This window comes from Streptomyces sp. NPDC020490 (assembly GCF_044335305.1).
In the GTDB taxonomy this organism is placed as follows: domain Bacteria; phylum Actinomycetota; class Actinomycetes; order Streptomycetales; family Streptomycetaceae; genus Streptomyces.
Window position 1 is genome coordinate 25,650 of record NZ_JBIRUY010000008.1, and the last position, 19,362, is coordinate 45,011.

The following is a 19,362-nucleotide window of genomic DNA, read 5'->3' on the forward strand; positions in this document are numbered from 1 at the left end:
AGACGGAGGACAGCCCAGCCCGGCGGGTCACGCCGGGAGACGGAGGACAGCCGGCCGGAGGGTCATGCCGGCCGGCCGGCGCCCGCGCTCCAGTGGTACAGCGTCATGGCCACACTGGTGGCGAGGTTGTAGCTGGAGACCTGCGGGCGCATCGGCAGGGCGAGCAGGTGATCGGCACGCGCGCGCAGCTCCTGCGACAGGCCGCTGCGCTCCGAGCCGAAGGCGAGGACGGCGTCGTCCGGGAGCTTCACGCCCCGGACGTCCTCGCCCTCCGGGTCCAGCGCGAACACCGGTCCGCCTGACAGTTCGCCGACGGTCAGCCGCTCCACGGCGGTGGCGAAGTGCAGCCCGGCCCCGCCGCGCACCACCGTGGGATGCCAGGGGTCGAGCGTGCCGGTGGTGACGACACCGGTCGCCCCGAAGCCGGCGGCCAGCCGGATGACGGCGCCCGCGTTGCCGAGGTTGCGCGGATTGTCCAGGACGACGACCGGGGCGGTGCGCGGCGTGTGCGTCAGCCTCGCCAGGTTGGCCTCGCGGGACGGACGTACCGCCAGAGCGGCGACCCCGGTCGGATGCGGCCGGGGCACGAGACCGCGGTACGCCGCCTCGGGCACCTCCGCCACCAGCGCGGCCAGCGTGGACCGCACGTCGGGGGCGAGTTCGTCGGCCAGCGCCAGCACCGCCAGCCGGTCGACGGCGACCGCCACCGGCACCTCGGCCCCAAAACGCACGGCGTGCTTGAGGGCGTGGAAGCCGTCGAGCAGGACGCAGGCGTCGGCGAGCCGGTGCCAGGTGCGCACGGGGTCGGGGGCGGCTGGATCGGTCATGGCGTGAAGCCTACGTGCGGGCACGGCGGAACCGGCGCGGGCCCACGTGCGGGCACGGCGGGGGCCGACGCGGGCCCACGCGCGGGCCCGGCGGGGGACCGACGCGGGCCGACGGGTCAGGGCCGGTGCGCGGTCACGTCGTCGTCCACCCCGTGTGTGCGTGGCCGGGGGATGCCCTTGGCCGCTTCCCCTTCCGCCGGCACCGTCGGCCCCGCCTGCGGACGCCCGGAGCCGTCCACGGCCCCCGGCTCGGGCGGCGCCGTACGGACGTCCCGCCGGAGCACGCGTCCACGCGCGCGTGCCGCCCATCCGCCCAGCCTGCGCAGGAACGAGGTCGGCAGGAAGACGGAGTCCGCCGCGATCATCGCCAGCGAGAAGAACGGCAGCCCCAGCACCACGGCGATCACCGCGTGCTCGGTCATCATGCCCACCAGCAGGACGTTCTTGACCCGCCTGTTGAACAGGGTGAACGGGAAGGCGACCTGCGCGACGACCGTCCCGTACGTCACCAGCATCACCATCGTGCCGCCGGCCGACAGCGCGTCGGCGAGAGCGGGCCAGGGCGAGAAGTAGTCGAGGTGGAGCGGGTAGTAGACCGCGGTGCCGTCCTGCCAGCGCGATCCCTGGATCTTGTACCAGCCCGCCGTGGCGTAGATCAGACAGGCCTCGGCCATGATCACGAGCAGCGCGCCGTTGTGCACGATGTTGCCGACGACGTCCAGCAGGATCCGCGGCTGGTCGCTCCTCGCACGGCGCGCGACGACCCAGTAAAGGGCCGACGCCGGCCACATGGTCCACAGGATCACCGGCACCGTCGGATCGACGCCGTGGAACCGGCCGCCGGCGGTCACCGCGACCAGCACGAACCCGAGCACGCCCCACAGGACGGGGCCCGCCGGATCGGCGACCCGCTCCCCACGCGCGCGTGCCTCGCCCGCGAGCCGTGCCCGGCGGGCGTCCAGCGACCACACCCGGCCGCAGCGCGTGAAGACGAGGTAGACCGACATCAGGTGCAGGACGTTGTCGCCGCCGTCGCCCATGAAGACGCTGCGGTTCTGCAGCGACAGCACGCCGACCATGAACAGCACGGACATCGCGCGCGTGCGCCAGCCGAGCAGCAGCAGGAAGCTCGACAGCACGGCGACGGCGTAGACGATCTCGAACCAGACGGCACTGTCGGACCACATCAGCGCCGTGAAGGCGTGGTTGACCGAGATCAGCTGCTGGGCCAGGTCCCAGCTCCACGGCCCGTCGGGACCGTACAGCTCGCGGCGGTGGGGGAGCTCGCGCAGCAGGAACAGCAGCCAGGTCGTGCTGAAGCCGATGCGGATCACGGCGCTCTGGTACGGGCCGAGCGCGGACTCGGTGACGCGGGCGATGCCTGCGGACACCGACAGCGCGAAGCGGTTCACCCGGTGCCTCCCCCGGTGTCGGCGGACGAGAGGGACCACCACGGCAGCACGCGGTACAGCGGCCGGACGGCCACCTGCTCCCCGCTCCACTTCGGCGGCGGAACGTCCGTGGTACGGGAACGGACCTGGACACGCTGGACGACGCCGCCCTCGCCGGCCACGTCCTCCCGGTCCAGGCGCAGCGCCACGATGCGCCGCAGATACGTCTCGGACAGGGCCCCGCGCTGGCCGGTCGGGCGGTTCTGGCTGTCATGGGTGGCGACGAAGAAATCCCAGGCCCTGCGCAGCTCGTTCTGCTGGGTGTGGCTGGGCAGCGGGTTGCCGTCGATCGCGCGGCCGTCCTGCGCGGACAGGTCGTACCAGCCGGTGGTCCGCACGCTCCCGTCGCCCGTGCTGACGTCCGCGCGGACCTGCACGGCGATGTTCTGCTGCAGCGGGTTCGGCGCGAAGAGCTTCCAGTTCTGCTCGAACTCCGGGTAGACCCAGTCGTCGATCGCCTTCCCGTGCTGCTTGGTGAGCGTGTTCGAGGGCGCGACGTGCAGGAAGACCATGCCGAGATGCACGCAGACGGCGACCGCGACGACCGCGAGGGCCACGGCCGCGGCTATCTGACAGCGCAACCCGAGAGCGGCGACGCCGGTGCGGGGAGCGGCGGGGCCGGCCAGGGCGCTCGACGCGGAATCCTGCGGCTCGGCGGCTTGGCCGGGCTGGTCGGCCGGGTCGGGCTGGTCGGCCCGGTCGGGCTGGTCGGCCCGGTCGGCCCGGTCGGCCCGGTCGGCCCGGTCAGAATGGTCGGCCCGGTCAGGATGGTCGGCCCGGTCAGGATGGTCGGGCTGGTCGGCCCGGTCGGGCTCCGACGCGCCACTGGGCCCGTCCTGCTCCTCCGCACTTGACTCCGAGGCATCGCCACCACCGGCCTCAGAGGCAGCAGGCCCGTCGGACTCCGAGACACAGGGCGACCCATCGAGCCCGCCGGACGCGCCAGGCCCGGCGGGCCCGTCCAGCCCATCGGGCCCACCGGGCCCGTCTGGCTCGTCTGGCTCGTCGGGCCCGTGCCGGGCCTGGGAGCCTGCGTCGTACGCGTCCATTGCGCCCCGTCTTCCGATTGCCGTCGCCGTCCGGCCTCCGGCCGCACGGCGTTCCGCCGCCTGCGGCACCGGCTCCGCGGCACTCGCACGGAACGGTACTCAGGCCCGGGCACCCGGCACAGCCTTGACGGGAGATCTCCACGTGGCCATGGCCACACCGGCCCACCGGCGTCCCGCCCGACGGGCTCGGGGCGGAGCGGCGCGGTTGTCCACAGGATCCACAGGGTGCGCCACACGTTTTCCACAGTGGTTGACACCTCACGGCGGCCGACCCACCATGGAATCACACGGACCGAACGATCGGTCGGGAGTCAGTTCCGGCAGAGCCCAGGTCGAGGGGGACCTCAAATGGCGACAGCAGCCGCGCACCAGACGTACGGCACCGAGGAGAAGACCGCCGGCACCGATGCGTACGAGCGCGCCTTCGACGCCGCCGTGGCTGCCGACGAGCGCATCGAGCCGCGCGACTGGATGCCGGACGCCTATCGCACGACGCTCGTCCGCCAGATCGCCCAGCACGCCCACTCCGAGATCATCGGCATGCAGCCGGAGGCCAACTGGATCACCCGCGCGCCCTCGCTGCGCCGCAAGGCCATCCTGATGGCCAAGGTCCAGGACGAGGCGGGGCACGGGCTGTACCTCTACAGCGCCGCGGAGACGCTGGGCGCCAGCCGCGAAGAGCTGCTCGACAAGCTCCACTCCGGCCGCCAGAAATACTCCTCGATCTTCAACTACCCCACGCTGACCTGGGCGGACGTGGGCGCGATCGGCTGGCTGGTGGACGGCGCCGCGATCACCAACCAGGTGCCGCTGTGCCGCTGCTCCTACGGTCCGTACGCCCGCGCGATGGTCCGCGTCTGCAAGGAGGAGTCCTTCCACCAACGCCAGGGCTACGAGCTGCTGCTCGCCCTCAGCCGCGGCACCCCGGCGCAGCACGCGATGGCCCAGGACGCGGTGAACCGCTGGTGGTGGCCGTCGCTGATGATGTTCGGCCCGCCCGACGACGAGTCGGCGCACTCGGCGCAGTCGATGGCGTGGAAGATCAAGCGGCACTCGAACGACGAGCTGCGCCAGCGCTTCGTCGACATCTGCGTGCCCCAGGCCGAGTCCCTCGGCCTCACGCTTCCCGACCCGGACCTGAAGTGGAACGAGGAGCGGGGACACCACGACTTCGGCCCGATCGACTGGGCGGAGTTCCGGGAGGTCCTCAAGGGCAACGGCCCGTGCAACGAACAGCGGATGACCCAGCGCAGGCGGGCCCACGAGGAGGGCGCCTGGGTGAGGGAGGCGGCCGCGGCGTACGCGGCCAAGCACACCGGCGGCGACGGAGCGGAGCGAGCATGACGAACACCGACTGGCCCCTGTGGGAGGTCTTCGTGCGCTCGCGCCGCGGCCTCGCGCACACCCACGCCGGCAGCCTGCACGCCCCCGACGCGGAGCTCGCCCTGCGCAACGCCCGCGACCTGTACACCCGCCGCGGCGAGGGCGTCTCGATCTGGGTCGTCCCCTCGTCCGCGATCACGGCGTCCTCCCCCGACGAGAAGGACCCGTTCTTCGAACCGGCCGCCGACAAGCCGTACCGGCATCCGACGTTCTACGAGATCCCGGAGGGGGTGAAGCACCTGTGACGGCTCCGCAGACGACCCCGGCCCCCGCACCGGCGCAGGCCCCGGCCTCCACGCCGGCCCCGGTCCCCGCGACGGCCGCGCTCGCCCTCGGCGACGACGCGCTGGTGCTCTCCCACCGCCTGGGCGAGTGGGCGGGCCACGCCCCTGTGCTGGAAGAGGAGGTCGCACTCGCCAACATCGCCCTCGACCTGCTCGGCCAGGCCCGCGTGCTGCTGTCGATGGCCGGCGACGAGGACGAGCTGGCCTACCTGCGCGAGGAGCGCGCCTTCACCAACCTCCAGCTCGTCGAGCAGCCGAACGGCGACTTCGCCCACACCATCGCCCGCCAGCTGTACTTCTCCACCTACCAGCACCTGCTGTACGCCGAACTGGCCGGCGGGGGCGGCCCCTTCGCCGGCCTGGCCGCGAAGGCCGTCAAGGAGGTCGCCTACCACCGCGACCACGCCGAGCAGTGGACGCTGCGGCTCGGCGACGGCACCGAGGTCAGCCACGAGCGGATGCGGCGGGCGTGCGCGGCCCTGTGGCGGTTCACCGGCGAGATGTTCCAGCCGGTGGACGGGCTGGACGTCGACCGGGCGGGCATGGAGTCGGCCTGGCTGGAGTCGGTCGGGGACGTGCTGCGCCGGGCTACCCTGACGGTGCCCGAGGGACCGAGGTCCGGGGCGTGGACGGCCGGGGCGGGTCGCCAGGGCCTGCACACCGAGCCCTTCGGCCGGATGCTCGCCGAGATGCAGCACCTGCACCGCAGCCACCCGGGGGCGTCATGGTGACGGCCACCCCGCTGGAGGCGGAGCTGCTGGAGATCGCCGGGTCGGTGCCCGACCCCGAGCTGCCCGTGCTCACCCTCGGGGAGCTGGGCGTGGTGCGCGCGGTGCACGTGCGCGACGCGGACTCGGTCGACGTCGAGCTGACCCCCACGTACACCGGCTGCCCGGCCGTCGAGGCGATGTGCCTGGACATAGAACGGGCGCTGCACGCGCACGGCGTGCGCGAGGTGACCGTCCGCAAGGTGCTGCTTCCCGCCTGGTCGACGGACGACATCAGCGCCGAAGGGCGGCGCAAACTACGGGAGTTCGGCATCGCCCCGCCCCGCGCGCGGCGGGAGTCCGGCCCGGTGGCCGTCTCCCTCGGGGCGGTCCGGACCCGCGACGCGGGCGAGGAGCCCGTCCGCTGCCCGCACTGCGGCAGCGCCGACACCGAGCTGCTGAGCCGGTTCTCCTCCACCGCGTGCAAGGCTCTGCGGCGCTGCCTCGCCTGCCGTGAACCGTTCGACCACTTCAAGGAGTTGTGATGGCCCGCTTCCACGCGCTCCGGGTGGCGGCGGTCGACCGGCTCACCGACGACTCCGTGGCCCTCACCCTCGCCGTGCCCCCCGAGCTGAGGCAGGACTACCGGCACGCCCCCGGCCAGCACCTCGCCCTGCGGCGCACCGTCGACGGCCGGGAGATACGGCGCACGTACTCGATCTGCTCCCCCGCACCGGACGCCGAGGGTCCGCGGGAACTGCGGGTCGGGGTGCGCCTGGTGGAGGGCGGCGCGTTCTCGACCTACGCCCTGAAGGAGATCGGCGTCGGCGACGAGGTGGAGGTGATGACACCGGCGGGACGTTTCACCCTCCGGCCCGCTCCCGGCCGGTACGCGGCGATCGTCGGCGGCAGCGGCATCACCCCGGTGCTGTCGATCGTCTCGACGCTGCTCGAGCGCGAGCCGGCGGCCCGGTTCTGCCTGATACGCAGCGACCGTACGACGGCCTCCACGATGTTCCTGGACGAGGTCGCCGACCTGAAGGACCGGTACCCCGAGCGGTTGCAGCTGGTGACGGTGCTGTCCCGGGAGGAGCAGCAGGCCGGCCTGCCGTCCGGGCGGCTCGACCGGGAGCGGCTGACCTCCCTGCTGCCGGCGCTGCTGCCGGTGCCGGAGGTCGCCGGGTGGTTCCTGTGCGGGCCGTTCGGACTGGTACAGGGCGCCGAGCAGGCGCTGCGGGAGCTCGGCGTCCCCCGGGCCCGGATCCACGAGGAGATCTTCCACGTCGACCCGGTCGCCCCCGCGAGGCCCGTGCCCGCCCCCGCGCACAGCACGGTGACCGCCCGGCTCGACGGCCGCGGCGGGACCTGGCCCGTCGAGGACGGCGAGTCGCTGCTGGAGACCGTGCTGCGCAACCGGCCCGACGCGCCCTACGCCTGCAAGGGCGGTGTGTGCGGCACCTGCCGGGCCTTCCTGGTCTCGGGCGAGGTCCGCATGGACCGCAACTTCGCGCTGGAGACGGAGGAGACCGAGGCGGGATACGTGCTGGCCTGCCAGTCGCATCCGGTGACGGAGAAGGTGGAACTGGACTTCGACCGGTGAGAGCGACCGAGGGCGTCACCGTTCCCTTCTCCTAGAACCTGTTCTATGTTGACGGCCCGTCAGATCAGCTTCGGCTGAGCGGATCCGGCCGGAAGGACAGGACCGTGGACTTCACCTTCACCGAGGAGCAGCAGGCGGCGGCCGAGGCGGCACGCGGGGTGTTCGCCGGCGTCGCGCCCGACGCGGTGCCCAGCCCCTCACTCGTCACGGGCGCCGTCGCCGACGACTTCGACCGCGCGCTGTGGGCCAGGCTCGCCGAGGCCGACCTGCTGAGCCTGCTGCTCGACGCGGAGTACGGCGGCGCCGGTCTGGACGCCATCGCGCTGTGCCTGGTGCTGCGGGAGTCGGCGAAGGTGCTGGCGCGTGTCCCGTTGCTGGAGAGCAGCGCGGCCGCGGCAGCCCTCCAGGCCTACGGGAGCGAGGAGTTGAGGCCCGGCCTGCTCGCCCGGGCGGCCTGCGGCGAGGTCGTGCTGACCGTCGCCGCGAACGGCCGCACCGGCCACGACCCGGCCGAACTCGCCGTCACCGCACGGCGGGACGGCGACGCCTGGATCCTGGACGGAACCCAGACCGCGGTGCCGTGGGCCCACATCGCCGACCACATCGTCGTGCCCGCGCGTACGCCCGACGACCGGACCCTCCTCGCCGTACTGCCCCGCGCCCACGCGGGGATCACGATCGGCGAGCAGATCTCCACCACCGGCGAACGGCTCGGCGAACTGCGGCTGGACTCCGCGCGGATCGCGGCCCATGACGTCGTCGACGCCGACGGCGCGTGGGAATGGCTGCGCGAGCTGCTGGCCACCGGTACCTGCGCGCTGGCCCTCGGCCTGGGCGAACGGGTCCTCGCGATGACCGCCGAATACACCGGCGGGCGGGAGCAGTTCGGGCACCCGATCGCGACCTTCCAGGCCGTGGCGGTGCAGGCCGCCGACCGTTTCATCGACCTGCGCGCGATGGAGGTCACGCTGTGGCAGGCGGCCTGGCGGATCGCGTCGGGGGCGCCCGGCGCGCTGCCCGCCTCCGGCGACGTCGCCGTCGCCAAGATCTGGGCGTCGGACGGCGTACGGCGGATCGTGCAGACCGCGCAGCACCTGCACGGCGGCTTCGGGGCCGACGTCGACTACCCGCTGCACCGCTACCACGCCTGGGCCAAGCACCTGGAACTGTCGCTCGGCTCGGCGCCCGCACACGAGGAGGCCCTGGGAGACCTGCTGGCGGCCCACCCGCTCGGCTGACCGCCGCCGCCGTCCTAGGAGGACGAAGCCCGGCCCCGTCCTCCTGCTTACAGGACGAAGCCCGTCCCGCCCTCGTCGGTCACGACGGGCCGACCCGCGGCCGCCCACACCTGCATGCCGCCCTCGACGTTCACGGCGTCGACGCCCTGCTGGACCAGATACATCGCGACCTGGGCCGAACGGCCGCCGGAGCGGCAGATCACGTGGACGCGGCCGTCCCGCGGCGCGGCCTCAGTCAGCTCGCCGTAACGGGCCACGAACTCACTGATGGGGATGTGCAGCGCCCCTTGCGCGTGTCCCGCCTTCCACTCGTCGTCCTCGCGGACGTCCAGCAGGAAGTCGTCGTCCTTGAGGTCGCCGACCTCGATCGTGGGCACACCAGCTCCGAAATGCATGCTCCGACGCTACCCGACCGCCGACCGCCCGCGACCGCAGCCGCCCACCGCCGACTCGGCAGCGCCGCTACCCCGGCAGGGCCGCTACCCCGGCAGGGCCGCTACCCCGGCAGGGCCGCTAGGGCCCACTACCCCAGCAGCGCCGCCAGCTCGCGCTCCCGCTCGGCGACCTCGCCCAGGAGCTGCTCGGCGATCTCGTCCAGCAGACGGTCCGGGTCGTCCGGGGCCAGCCGGAGCATCGAGCCGATCGCGCCCTCCTCCAGGTCGCGGGCGATCAGGGTGAGCAGTTCCTTGCGCTGGGCGAGCCACTCCAGGCGGGCGTAGAGCTCCTCGCTGTGGCTCGGACCGCGCTCGGCCGGTGCCGGGCCCTTGGCCCACTCCTCGGCCAGTTCCCGCAGCAGGGCCTCGTCGCCGAGGGCGTAGGCGGCGTTGACGCGGGTGATGAACTCCTCGCGGCGCTGCCGCTCGCCGTCCTCCTGCGCCAGGTCCGGGTGGGCCTTGCGGGCCAGTTCGCGGTAGAGCTTGCGGGCCTCGTCGCTGGGCCGCACCCGCTGCGGCGGCCGCACCGGCTGGTCGGTGAGCATCGCCGCGGCCTCCGGGAACAGCCCCTCCCCGTCCATCCAGCCGTGGAACAGCTCCTCGACGCCGGGCATCGGCATCACCCGGGCACGCGCCTCGTCCGCCTTGCGCCGGTCCTCCGGGTCGCCGGTGCGGGCGGCCCTGGCCTCGAGGATCTGGGCGTCCAGTTCGTCGAGACGGGCGTACATCGGGCCGAGCTTCTGGTGGTGCAGCCGGGAGAAGTTCTCGACCTCGATGCGGAAGGTCTCCACCGCGATCTCGTACTCGATCAACGCCTGCTCGGCGGCCCGTACGGCACGCTCCAGCCGTTCCTCGGGCCGCGCCGCACCGCTCTCACCGGTCACCTGGGCCTCATCGGCCTCACCGGTCACCTCGGCCTCACCGGCGCCACCACCATCAGCTTCCGAGCTCGTCACCCGACCAGCCTAGGCCACGCGGGCAGACGCCCCGCGCGGCCCACTGCCGCCGCCTCACAGTCCCCTCACACCGCCGCCTCACACCCCCGTCTCGGCCGCCACCCGCCCGTTGCGCACCGCGGCGAGCAGGTCGGCGTGGTCGGCCTCCGTGCGGTCGGCGTAGGCGACGGCGAACGCGGCGACGGCGTCGTCCAGTTCCTCGTTCTTGCCGCAGTACCCGGCGATCAGGCGCGGGTCTGCGCTGTGGGAGTGGGCGCGGGCCAGCAGGGCGCCGGTCATGCGGCCGTAGTCGTCCACCTGGTCGGCGGCCAGCGCGGCCGGATCGACGCTGCCCTTGCGGTTGCGGAACTGCCGCACCTGGAAGGGACGGCCGTCCACCGACGTCCAGCCCAGCAGGATGTCGCTGACGACCTGCATGCGCTTCTGCCCGAGGACGACCCGGCGCCCCTCGTGTTCGACGGGCGGCACGTCGAAGCCGGCGGCCGCCAGGTGCGGCACCAGCGCGGAGGGGCGGGCCTCCTTCACCTGCAGGACGAGCGGCGCGCCGCGGTGGTCCAGGAGCAGCACGACGTACGACCGGGTGCCGACGCTGCCCGTGCCGACGACGCGGAACGCCACGTCGTGGACCGTGTGCCGGGCCAGCAGCGGGAGGCGGTCCTCGGAGAGCGTGGTCAGGTAGTGCTCCAGGGACGACGCCACCGTCGCGGCTTCCGCGTCCGGCACGCGGCGCAGCACCGGCGGCGCGTCGACGAAGCGGCGGCCGCCGTCCGCGGTCGGCTCGGTCGACTTCGCCGCGAACCGCCCGCTGGTGTTGGCCCGTGCCTTCTCCGAGACCCGCTCCAGCGTGCCGAGCAGGTCGTGGGCGTCGGTGTGGGAGACGAGTTCCTCGTCCGCGATGGCGTTCCACGCGTCCAGGACGGAGAGCTTGGCCAGCAGCCGCATGGTGCGCCGGTAGGCGCCGACCGCGTCATGCGCCGCCTGACGGCAGGTGTCCTCGTCCGCGCCTGCTTCCCGGCCGGCGAGCACCAGCGAGGCGGCGAGCCGCTTGAGGTCCCACTCCCAGGGACCGTCCACCGTCTCGTCGAAGTCGTTGAGGTCGATGACCAGGCCGCCGCGCGCGTCGCCGTACAGGCCGAAGTTCGCCGCGTGCGCGTCGCCGCAGATCTGCGCGCGGATCCCGGTCATGGGCGTGCGGGCCAGGTCGTGGGCCATGAGACCGGCCGAACCGCGCAGGAAGGCGAAGGGCGTGGCCACCATCCGCCCCACCCGTATCGGGGTCAGCTCGGGGAGCCGGCCGCGGTTGGACTCCTCCACCGCCGCGACCGCGCCGGGCCGGGAGGCGTCCACGTCGAGGGCGGCGTGGGCGCTGCGCGGGACGCGCCGGCGCAGCTCCTTGCCCTCGTCCTTCGGCGACCCTCCGACGGGCCACCGGGCGAACCCGGGCACCGGCGTCAGCCGCCGCGCCACCGCCTGCCCACCCGCTCCGACCGCTCCCGCCGCTGCCCCTGCCGACGCCACCACCGGCTCCGTGGCCGCCGATTCCGCAGCCACCGACTCCGTGGCCGTCCCCGCAGTCCCCGCAGTCCCCGCAGTCTCCGCAGTCTCCGCAGCACCAGTACCGCTACCGGTCATGTCGACCGCCTCCCCCGAAATGCGCGCACCCGCGCCCGTACGAACATCAACTCGTGCAGACCGTACAGCCGGCGGCCCGGACGCGTCAGACCCTGTGGACAACCCAGCCGCTGTGGACAACCGAGCCGCTGCGGGACAACCGAACCGCTGTGGAAAACCCCGCCGACCGGGCCGTGCGGCAGGACACACGCCGACCCCGGCCCGTTTCATGGCGATTTACGGCTATCGGCCGCCCTGTCGCCTATTTACGGGCAGCAGCGGGTACGTCTGCGATGATGCGTCGTGCCGGTTCGGGCGTGAGGGGAGGCTTTCCAGGACGTGTCCGCACAGAGCCGCCAGTCTCGGGTGCTGTCCGTGCTGCCCTTCGCGGTCATGGGCGCGGTCGCCGTGGCGGACGTCGTGGCCGGTCCGTCACTGGGTTTCCTGCCGCTGGTGGCGGTGGGGCCCGCCCTCGCTCCGCTCGTGGGCGGCTGGAAGCGCACCGCCTGCGTCGGCGGACTGTCCCTGCTGCTCTGCTTCGCCCTGGCCTGGTACGACGATCTGACCACCGTGCCGCGCGGAGCCGTGGCCCTCGCATCGGTCCTCGGGGTCACCGTCGCCGGACTGGTGGCCGTGTCCATGCGCCGCAAGCAGGAGGCAGAGCTCGAAAGCGTACGGTCGATCGCCGAGGCCGCGCAGCGGGTCCTGCTCAAACCCGTGCCGAAGCACGCCGGCCCGCTGCGGGCGGCCGTCTCCTACACGTCCGCCGTGGCCGAGGCCCGCATCGGCGGAGATCTGTACGAGGTCGTCGCCGCGCCGCAGGGCGTGCGGGTGATCGTCGGGGACGTCCAGGGCAAGGGGCTGGAGGCGGTGGAGACGGCGGCGCTGGTCCTCGGAGCGTTCCGCGAGGCGGCTCTGGACGAGGCGGACCTGGTGGACGTCGGCAGCAGACTGGCCCGCTCCGTCGACCGGCAACTGGACGGCGAGCGGTTCGTCACCGCCATCCTCGCCGAGGTGAACGCCCAGCAGGTGACCTTCCTCAACTTCGGCCATCCCGCCCCGATGCTGGTCCGCGACGACGGCAGGGTCGAGCTGCCCGAACCGGACTCCTACGCACTGCCGCTCGGCCTGGACACACACGGCACCGCCGGACCTGAGCCGTACCGGGCGGACTTCCGCCCGGGCGACCAACTGCTGCTGTACACCGACGGCATCATCGAGGCCCGCGACCGCGGCGGCCGTTTCTACCCGCTCGCCGAACGCGCCCAACTGCTCAAGGAGCAGGATCCCGAGAAGGCCCTGGAGACCCTCCGCCAGGACGTGCTCCAGCACATCGACGGCCCGATCCAGGACGACGCCGCCATGCTGCTGCTGCGCTACCGGTGACTCAAAAGCAATGCCCACAGCCATAATTGACCCACTGGGGGCGTCCCATGGCGGCCCGTGACGACAGGAGGGGCGGTTTCCGGTGAGCAGTGGCAGCAAGGGAGTGAAAAAGGTCGAGGTGCGGCTCAAGTGGGACCCCAGTCCCCTGGGTCAGCCGCCTCATCACCTCGACATCGTCGCCACGACCTACTCGGCGGACGCCCCCTACGGGCGGCCGGTGTACGTAGTGCACTACGACAGCCGCTCACCGGACGGCACCATCAACATGAGCCGGCACAGCCAGACCGGCCAGGGCTTCGGCTACGTCGAGGCGATGACCCTCGAACTCGACCGGCTCGCACCCTCCTTCGCACGGGTCGTCATGGGGGTCGTGATCCACCAGAACAGCGGCCCCAAGACCTTCGGCGACATCTCGGACACCGGAGTCCTGGTCGTGGAGGGGTACACGGAGCTGCTGAAGGACGACTTCGGGCAGATCGCCGGATCCACCGCCGGCACCGTCGCCGAGTTCCGCAGAGACGACTCGGGGACGTGGGAGTTCCACGACATGATCCGGGGGTTCGACAGCGACGCGGTGACCTTCGCCCAGGAGATGGGCGCTGCTCCACAGCCCTGACCGGACCTCCAGCGGACGAGGGGAGCCCGCCATGCGCGCACGTGACCTGGCGGTCGAGTACAAAACGGTGGGCGTCGACAGCGACGCCGAGGACGCGGCCCGGCTGATGGCCGAGCACAGGCTGCCGGGGCTGCTCGTGGTGGACGAGCTGGGCGAACCGAAGGCGATCCTTCCCGCCTCCCAGATGGTCAAGGCGCTCGTGCCCGCCTACGTCGTCGAGGACCCGACGCTCGCCGCCGTGGTCGACGAGAAGCACGCCGACAGGCTCTGCCGGGCCCTGACGGGCCGGACCGTCGGAGACTGTCTGCCGCAGGAGGCGGACCCGCCGCCGATCGCCGCCCCGGACGACACCGCGCTGGAGGTGGCCGCGCTGATGGCGCGGGTGCGCAGCCCGCTGGTGGCCGTGGCGGAACGGGCGAAGGGCGAGCGCGGGAAAACCGGCACGCGTCTGCTGGGTGTGATCACCGCCTCGCACCTGCTGCACGAGCTGCTCGGGGCCGCCGGCACGCCGGACCCCTCCTGACCCGCGAGCGGCGTCAGCCGAGCGCGAAGTAGCGCAGCCACACGTACGCGAGCGCGAGAGCCACGGTCACGCCGGTGACGACCAAGCCGTACTTGGTGAACTGCCAGAAGGAGATCGGCTGCCGGTTGCGTTCGGCGATGCCGAGCACGACGACGTTGGCGGAGGCGCCGATGGCCGTCGCGTTGCCTCCCAGGTCGGCGCCGAGGGCCAGCGCCCACCACATGACGTGGTCCGCGCCGCCGCCCATGTTCCGGACCAGATCGCTGGTGATGGGCGCCATCGTGGCGACGTAGGGGATGTTGTCGACGACGCCGGACAGGACCGCGGAGGCACCGAGCATGGTCATCGAGCCGGCGAGCTCGTTGTCGCCGATCGTGTCGGCCAGGGTCTTGGAGATCTCGCCGATCACACCGGTCTCGATCAGACCGCCGATCATGATGAAGAGCCCGGCGAAGAAGGCCAGGGTGGGCCACTCCACCTCGTCGAGGACCTCGCGGGTCTCCGCCGTGGAGACGGCGATGAGCAGTCCGGCGCCGAGCAGGGCGACGACACTGGGCGCGTAGTGCAGCACCGGGTGCAGGACGAAGCCGGCGACCACGAGCGCCAGCACCGCCAGGCCCTGCACGAGCAGCCGGGGATCCTCGATGGCCTCGCGCTCCTCCAGCTCCATGATCTCGGCGGCCCGGTCCCCGTCGTAGCGGAACGTCTCGCGGAACATCACCCGGCACACCACGAGCAGGGCGATCAGCAGGACGGCCACGATCGGGGCCAGGTGGACCAGGAAGTCGTTGAAGGCCAGTCCGGCCCTGCTGGCGATGATGATGTTGGGCGGGTCACCGACCAGGGTCGCGGTCCCCCCGATGTTCGCCGCCATGACCTCGGCGATCAGGAACGGCGCCGCCGGCAGCGCGAGGCGCTCGCACACGAGCAGCGTCACCGGCGCGATCAGCAGCACCGTGGTGACGTTGTCCAGCAGGGCCGACGCCAGCGCCGTCATCACGACCAGCATGGCCATCACCCGGAAGGGCTTCGCCCGGGCCCGCTTCACCGACCAGATCGCCAGGTACTCGAAGACCCCGGTCTTCTTCAGCACGCCGACGATCATCATCATGCCCATGAGCAGAAAGACGACGTTCCAGTCGACGCCGCTGTGCTCGGAGAAGAAGGCCGACCTGTCGTCGGTCGCCCGGACCGCCAGCATCAGGCCGGCCCCGCCGAGGGCGACGGCGACGCGGTGGATCTTCTCGCTGATGATCAGGGCGTACGCGCCGACGAAGACGACGACCGCCGCCCAGCTCTGCCAGTCGTTCACGCACGGGCCCCCGGCGTGGTCGGGGGCGGGCGGCGCGGGCAGCCGTCCGCGCACACCGCAGGCAGCGCGGCACCGGACACCACCACGAGCACCATGGCCGTCACCCCGATCGGAAGAGAGATCGCTCTCCTGCTCGCCGACCAGGCTTCCCGGCACACCGTGGGGAACCTTACATGTCCTCGACCCGGCTCCGGCAGATCACCGACCGGTACCGCGACGACACGAAGGCGGCCGGATCCGCCGGGAGGACAGCCGGATCCACCGGACCGGAAGCCGAACTTCGGTGTGTAAGCATCATCACACCGCACCGGAACCGCCGGGCCGAGGACACAGCGAAGCGGTCCCACCGTGATCACGGTGGGACCGCTTCGCTTCTGTGCGCGAGGGGGGAGTTGAACCCCCACGCCCTTGCGGGCACTGGAACCTGAATCCAGCGCGTCTGCCTATTCCGCCACCCGCGCATTGGGTGTTGTCCTCGGGCTCCGGGCCTTTCGGTCCGGCGCCTTCCGACACGCAGAACATTAGCACGCTGGGCGGGGTGGGTTCACATCACTTGTGCCGGGGCGGCCCCCGACCAGCGCAGTCGTGCGTCCGCCGGGCCGTTTCCCGCTGCCCCGCTCCCCGCCGGGGTGTCTCAGGGCGTACCGGATCGCGTATCAACCTCGTACCGGTCCGGCTCCTCTTCCCCGGCGCCGGGACAGGTGCACAGCCGGGTGCGGGACACTGGTCTGCAGCCGCCTCTACGATCCTGGGCAGAAGGAGTTCACGGGAGGAGTTCGAACGACTGCTCCGCAGGGAACTTCGTCAGGCGTCGACACCCGTCGACGGGGTCGACAGGGGGAACCGGCCGATTCACCGGCGCGTGGATACGATCAGTAAGCAGTACCAGGTAAGGCAGTGCCCGCAGGGCGGGACGACGGACGGCAGCAGCTACGGAGGAGGTGCCCCATGGGAGTCCTGAAGAAGTTCGAGCAGCGTCTCGAAGGTCTGGTCAACGGCACCTTCGCAAAGGTGTTCAAGTCCGAGGTCCAGCCCGTGGAGATCGCGGGAGCGCTCCAGCGCGAGTGCGACAACAACGCGACCATCTGGAACCGCGACCGCACCGTCGTGCCCAACGACTTCATCGTGGAACTGAGCACGCCGGACTTCGAGCGGCTCAGCCCCTACTCCGGCCAGCTCGGCGACGAACTCGCCGGCATGGTGCGCGACTACGCCAAGCAGCAGCGCTACACCTTCATGGGCCCCATCAAGGTCCACCTGGAGAAGGCGGACGACCTCGACACCGGCCTGTACCGGGTGCGCAGCCGTACGCTCGCCTCCTCCACCAACCAGCAGTCCGCCGCGCCCGCCGCCCCGGCCGCGCCCCGGCACGGCGGCTACGGCTACCCGCCGCCCGTAGCCCCCGCGGGCGCCCCGCCCATGCCGGCCGCGCCGCCGCCCGGCGGACGCCCCGGCGGCTACGGCTACCCGCAGCCCGCGGGCGCCCAGCGTCCCCCGGCCGCCGCGCCGACGGCCGGCGGACGCACCCGCTACTGGATCGAGATCAACGGCGTGCGCCATCAGATCTCCCGCCCGACGCTGGTGCTGGGCCGCAGCACCGACGCCGACGTGCGGATCGACGACCCCGGCGTCTCGCGCCGGCACTGTGAGATCCGGACCGGAATGCCCTCGACGATCCAGGATCTCGGGTCCACCAACGGCATCGTGGTGGACGGGCAGCACACCACCCGCGCTACGCTCCGCGACGGCTCGCGGATCGTCGTGGGCAGCACCACCGTTATCTATAGGCAAGCCGAAGGGTGAAGCGGGGGCAATGTCAGAGCTGACCCTCACGGTCATGCGGCTGGGTTTCCTGGCCGTACTGTGGCTGTTCGTGATCGTGGCCGTGCAGGTCATCCGCAGCGACCTGTTCGGTACGCGCGTCACCCAGCGCGGCTCCCGGCGGGAGGCCGCGCGGCCGCAGCAGGCAGCCCGCCAGCAGGCCGCGCCTCCGCCGCAGCGCCAGCAGTCGGGCGGGCGCCAGCGCCGTAACGCCCCCACCAAGCTGGTGGTGACCGAAGGCACACTCACCGGCACCACCGTCGCGCTGCAGGGCCAGACCATCACGCTGGGCCGGGCGCACGACAGCACGATCGTGCTGGACGACGACTACGCCTCCAGCCGCCATGCCAGGATCTACCCGGACCGCGACGGCCAGTGGATCGTCGAGGACCTGGGCTCCACCAACGGCACGTACCTCGACCGGAGCCGGCTGACGACCCCCACGCCGATCCCGCTGGGCGCGCCGATCCGCATCGGCAAGACCGTCATCGAGCTGCGGAAGTAGTGCTACGTCATGAATGAGCGCGAGCGGAGCGAGCACGCAGCGGCGGCCGTCACCCAGGGCCCCGGCGCGCTCCCGACCGGAGGGTGGGCACCGTGCGGATGTACCCGGAGCCGACGGGCGAGGTGCGCATGAGTCTGTCACTGCGCTTCGCCGCCGGATCGCACAAAGGCATGATCCGGGAGGGCAACGAGGACTCCGGATACGCCGGCCCGCGGCTGCTCGCGATCGCCGACGGCATGGGCGGCGCCGCCGCGGGCGAGGTCGCCTCCTCGGAGGCCATCTCCACCATCGTCGCCCTCGACGACGACGTGCCCGGATCCGACATCCTCACCTCCCTCGGCGCCGCCGTGCAGCGCGCCAACGACCAGCTGCGCGCCATGGTCGAGGAGGACCCCCAGCTCGAGGGCATGGGCACCACGCTGACCGCCCTGCTGTGGACCGGCCAGCGCCTCGGTCTCGTGCACGTCGGCGACTCCCGCGCCTACCTGCTGCGCGACGGCGTCCTCACCCAGATCACCCAGGACCACACCTGGGTGCAGCGCCTGGTCGACGAGGGCCGCATCACCGAGGAAGAGGCCACCACCCACCCGCAGCGCTCCCTGCTCATGCGGGCGCTGGGCAGCGGCGAGCACGTCGAGCCGGACCTGTCCATCCGCGAGGTGCGGGCCGGCGACCGCTATCTGATCTGCTCCGACGGCCTCTCCGGCGTCGTCTCCCACCAGACCCTCGAGGACACCCTCGCCAGCTACCAGGGGCCCCAGGAGACCGTCCAGGAGCTCATCCAGCTCGCGCTGCGCGGCGGCGGCCCCGACAACATCACCGTCATCGTCGCCGACGTCCTCGACCTCGACACCGGGGACACCCTCGCCGGGCAGCTGTCCGACACGCCTGTCGTGGTGGGCGCCGTCGCCGAGAACCAGAACCAGCTGCACGACAACAACATCATGCAGACCCCGGCCGGCCGCGCCTCCGGCCTCGGCCGGCAGGGCCACGGGCATGGCGGCGGCGGCGAGTTCGGCCCGCCCGGCTCCGGCGACACCACCGGCTTCGTCCCGACGGGCGGCTTCGGCGACTACACCGACGACGACTTCGTCAAGCCGCGCAAGAACCGCAGATGGCTGAAGAGGTCCTTCTACAGCGTGGTCACACTCGCCGTCATCGGCGGTGGCCTGTACGGCGGTTACCGCTGGACGCAGACGCAGTACTACGTCGGCGCCAACGGCGAGCACGTCGCGCTGTACCGCGGCATCAGCCAGGACCTGGCCTGGGTGTCGCTGTCGAAGGTGGAGAAGGACCACCCCGAGATCGAACTCAAGTACCTGCCGGTGTACCAGCAGAAGCAGGTCAAGGCCACGATCGCCGAGGGCGGCCTGAAGGACGCCACCTCGAAGGTCGACGAACTCGCCCTGCAGGCCTCCGCGTGCAAGAAGCAGGCCCAGCGGGAGGCGGCCGACAGCGAGAACAACGCCAAGACCGGCGAGGGCCAGGCCGGCGGCACCACGGGAACCACCACCACCTCCCTCGCGTCCAAGGCGTCGCCGAGCCCGTCGGCCACCAAGTCCCCGAACCCGTCCGCGTCCCCGACCGCCACTCCCAGCCCCGGCCCGACCCTCTCGGAGGAAGAGCAGAAGGTCGTCTCGCTGTGCGGTAAGCAGTAGG

Annotated in this window: 19 protein-coding genes and 1 tRNA gene; 12 read left to right on the forward strand and 8 right to left on the reverse strand. The window is 72.3% G+C overall.

Translation table 11 applies throughout. The features are described 5' to 3' along the window. Positions 1-62: 62 nt before the first annotated feature. The 3 genes from ACH4ZX_RS10940 to ACH4ZX_RS10950 all read right to left on the reverse strand — a co-directional run bounded on the left by ACH4ZX_RS10940 (position 63) and on the right by ACH4ZX_RS10950 (position 3,327). Complete coding sequence (locus tag ACH4ZX_RS10940; protein ID WP_398270812.1) at positions 63-827, reverse strand: TrmH family RNA methyltransferase; 765 nt, start codon at positions 825-827, stop codon at positions 63-65. A gap of 116 nt (positions 828-943) precedes the next feature. Beyond that, a complete protein-coding gene (locus tag ACH4ZX_RS10945) occupies positions 944-2,239 on the reverse strand; it encodes an HTTM domain-containing protein (RefSeq protein WP_398270815.1) in 1,296 nt (431 codons plus the stop codon). Then, a complete protein-coding gene (locus ACH4ZX_RS10950; RefSeq protein WP_398270818.1) occupies positions 2,236-3,327 on the reverse strand; it encodes a DUF5819 family protein in 1,092 nt (363 codons plus the stop codon). Before ACH4ZX_RS10950 ends, ACH4ZX_RS10945 begins: the two co-directional genes overlap by 4 nt. A gap of 348 nt (positions 3,328-3,675) precedes the next feature. On the opposite strand from ACH4ZX_RS10950, the gene paaA reads away from it, so the two are divergent. The 6 genes from paaA (at position 3,676) to ACH4ZX_RS10980 (ending at position 8,539) form a co-directional block, all read left to right on the forward strand. Continuing rightward, positions 3,676-4,671: a 1,2-phenylacetyl-CoA epoxidase subunit PaaA gene (gene paaA, locus ACH4ZX_RS10955; protein WP_398270821.1), complete on the forward strand. Its 996-nt coding sequence runs from the start codon at positions 3,676-3,678 to the stop codon at positions 4,669-4,671. Further along, on the forward strand, positions 4,668-4,955 hold the full coding sequence (gene paaB / locus ACH4ZX_RS10960; RefSeq protein WP_398270824.1) for a 1,2-phenylacetyl-CoA epoxidase subunit PaaB: 288 nt from the start codon (positions 4,668-4,670) through the stop codon (positions 4,953-4,955). Before paaA ends, paaB begins: the two co-directional genes overlap by 4 nt. After that, entirely contained in the window at positions 4,952-5,725 is a 774-nt protein-coding gene (gene paaC / locus ACH4ZX_RS10965) for a 1,2-phenylacetyl-CoA epoxidase subunit PaaC (RefSeq protein ID WP_398270827.1), read from the forward strand. Before paaB ends, paaC begins: the two co-directional genes overlap by 4 nt. Continuing rightward, positions 5,719-6,246: a 1,2-phenylacetyl-CoA epoxidase subunit PaaD gene (paaD, locus tag ACH4ZX_RS10970; RefSeq protein WP_398270830.1), complete on the forward strand. Its 528-nt coding sequence runs from the start codon at positions 5,719-5,721 to the stop codon at positions 6,244-6,246. Before paaC ends, paaD begins: the two co-directional genes overlap by 7 nt. After that, positions 6,246-7,301, forward strand: a complete 1,056-nt coding sequence (locus tag ACH4ZX_RS10975) for a 2Fe-2S iron-sulfur cluster-binding protein (protein ID WP_398270833.1) — start codon at positions 6,246-6,248, stop codon at positions 7,299-7,301. The genes paaD and ACH4ZX_RS10975 overlap by 1 nt, the downstream gene beginning before the upstream one ends. A gap of 104 nt (positions 7,302-7,405) precedes the next feature. Then, positions 7,406-8,539, forward strand: coding sequence for an acyl-CoA dehydrogenase family protein (locus ACH4ZX_RS10980; RefSeq protein ID WP_398270835.1), 1,134 nt, complete (start codon positions 7,406-7,408; stop codon positions 8,537-8,539). Between the two features lie 47 nt (positions 8,540-8,586). Here the strand turns inward: ACH4ZX_RS10980 and ACH4ZX_RS10985 are convergent, their stop codons facing one another. The 3 genes from ACH4ZX_RS10985 to ACH4ZX_RS10995 all read right to left on the reverse strand — a co-directional run bounded on the left by ACH4ZX_RS10985 (position 8,587) and on the right by ACH4ZX_RS10995 (position 11,561). Then, complete coding sequence (locus tag ACH4ZX_RS10985; protein WP_398271197.1) at positions 8,587-8,916, reverse strand: rhodanese-like domain-containing protein; 330 nt, start codon at positions 8,914-8,916, stop codon at positions 8,587-8,589. Positions 8,917-9,062: 146 nt separating this feature from the next. Further along, positions 9,063-9,929, reverse strand: coding sequence for a hypothetical protein (locus ACH4ZX_RS10990; RefSeq protein WP_398270838.1), 867 nt, complete (start codon positions 9,927-9,929; stop codon positions 9,063-9,065). Positions 9,930-10,007: 78 nt separating this feature from the next. Beyond that, positions 10,008-11,561, reverse strand: coding sequence for a DUF2252 domain-containing protein (locus ACH4ZX_RS10995; RefSeq protein WP_398270841.1), 1,554 nt, complete (start codon positions 11,559-11,561; stop codon positions 10,008-10,010). Between the two features lie 372 nt (positions 11,562-11,933). On the opposite strand from ACH4ZX_RS10995, the gene ACH4ZX_RS11000 reads away from it, so the two are divergent. The 3 genes from ACH4ZX_RS11000 (at position 11,934) to ACH4ZX_RS11010 (ending at position 14,065) form a co-directional block, all read left to right on the forward strand. Further along, complete coding sequence (locus ACH4ZX_RS11000; protein WP_398271199.1) at positions 11,934-12,926, forward strand: PP2C family protein-serine/threonine phosphatase; 993 nt, start codon at positions 11,934-11,936, stop codon at positions 12,924-12,926. Between the two features lie 82 nt (positions 12,927-13,008). Further along, a complete protein-coding gene (locus tag ACH4ZX_RS11005; RefSeq protein WP_398270844.1) occupies positions 13,009-13,542 on the forward strand; it encodes a TerD family protein in 534 nt (177 codons plus the stop codon). A 31-nt stretch (positions 13,543-13,573) separates the two neighbouring features. After that, a complete protein-coding gene (locus ACH4ZX_RS11010; RefSeq protein WP_398270847.1) occupies positions 13,574-14,065 on the forward strand; it encodes a CBS domain-containing protein in 492 nt (163 codons plus the stop codon). A gap of 13 nt (positions 14,066-14,078) precedes the next feature. Here ACH4ZX_RS11010 and ACH4ZX_RS11015 read toward each other — a convergent pair whose 3' ends face one another. Together ACH4ZX_RS11015 and ACH4ZX_RS11020 are read right to left on the reverse strand one after the other, a co-directional pair. Beyond that, positions 14,079-15,377 (reverse strand): SLC13 family permease, encoded by a 1,299-nt coding sequence (locus ACH4ZX_RS11015; protein WP_398270850.1) that lies wholly within the window; start codon positions 15,375-15,377, stop codon positions 14,079-14,081. Between the two features lie 377 nt (positions 15,378-15,754). Then, positions 15,755-15,838 (reverse strand) — tRNA-Leu (locus tag ACH4ZX_RS11020). Positions 15,839-16,325: 487 nt separating this feature from the next. Between ACH4ZX_RS11020 and ACH4ZX_RS11025 the strand changes: the two genes are divergently transcribed. The 3 genes from ACH4ZX_RS11025 (at position 16,326) to ACH4ZX_RS11035 (ending at position 19,361) form a co-directional block, all read left to right on the forward strand. Further along, positions 16,326-17,180, forward strand: a complete 855-nt coding sequence (locus tag ACH4ZX_RS11025; RefSeq protein ID WP_398270853.1) for an FhaA domain-containing protein — start codon at positions 16,326-16,328, stop codon at positions 17,178-17,180. Between the two features lie 10 nt (positions 17,181-17,190). Then, complete coding sequence (locus tag ACH4ZX_RS11030; protein ID WP_360755040.1) at positions 17,191-17,703, forward strand: FHA domain-containing protein; 513 nt, start codon at positions 17,191-17,193, stop codon at positions 17,701-17,703. A 98-nt stretch (positions 17,704-17,801) separates the two neighbouring features. Further along, positions 17,802-19,361, forward strand: coding sequence for a Stp1/IreP family PP2C-type Ser/Thr phosphatase (locus tag ACH4ZX_RS11035; RefSeq protein ID WP_398271201.1), 1,560 nt, complete (start codon positions 17,802-17,804; stop codon positions 19,359-19,361). The last annotated feature ends 1 nt before the right edge of the window (position 19,362 follow it).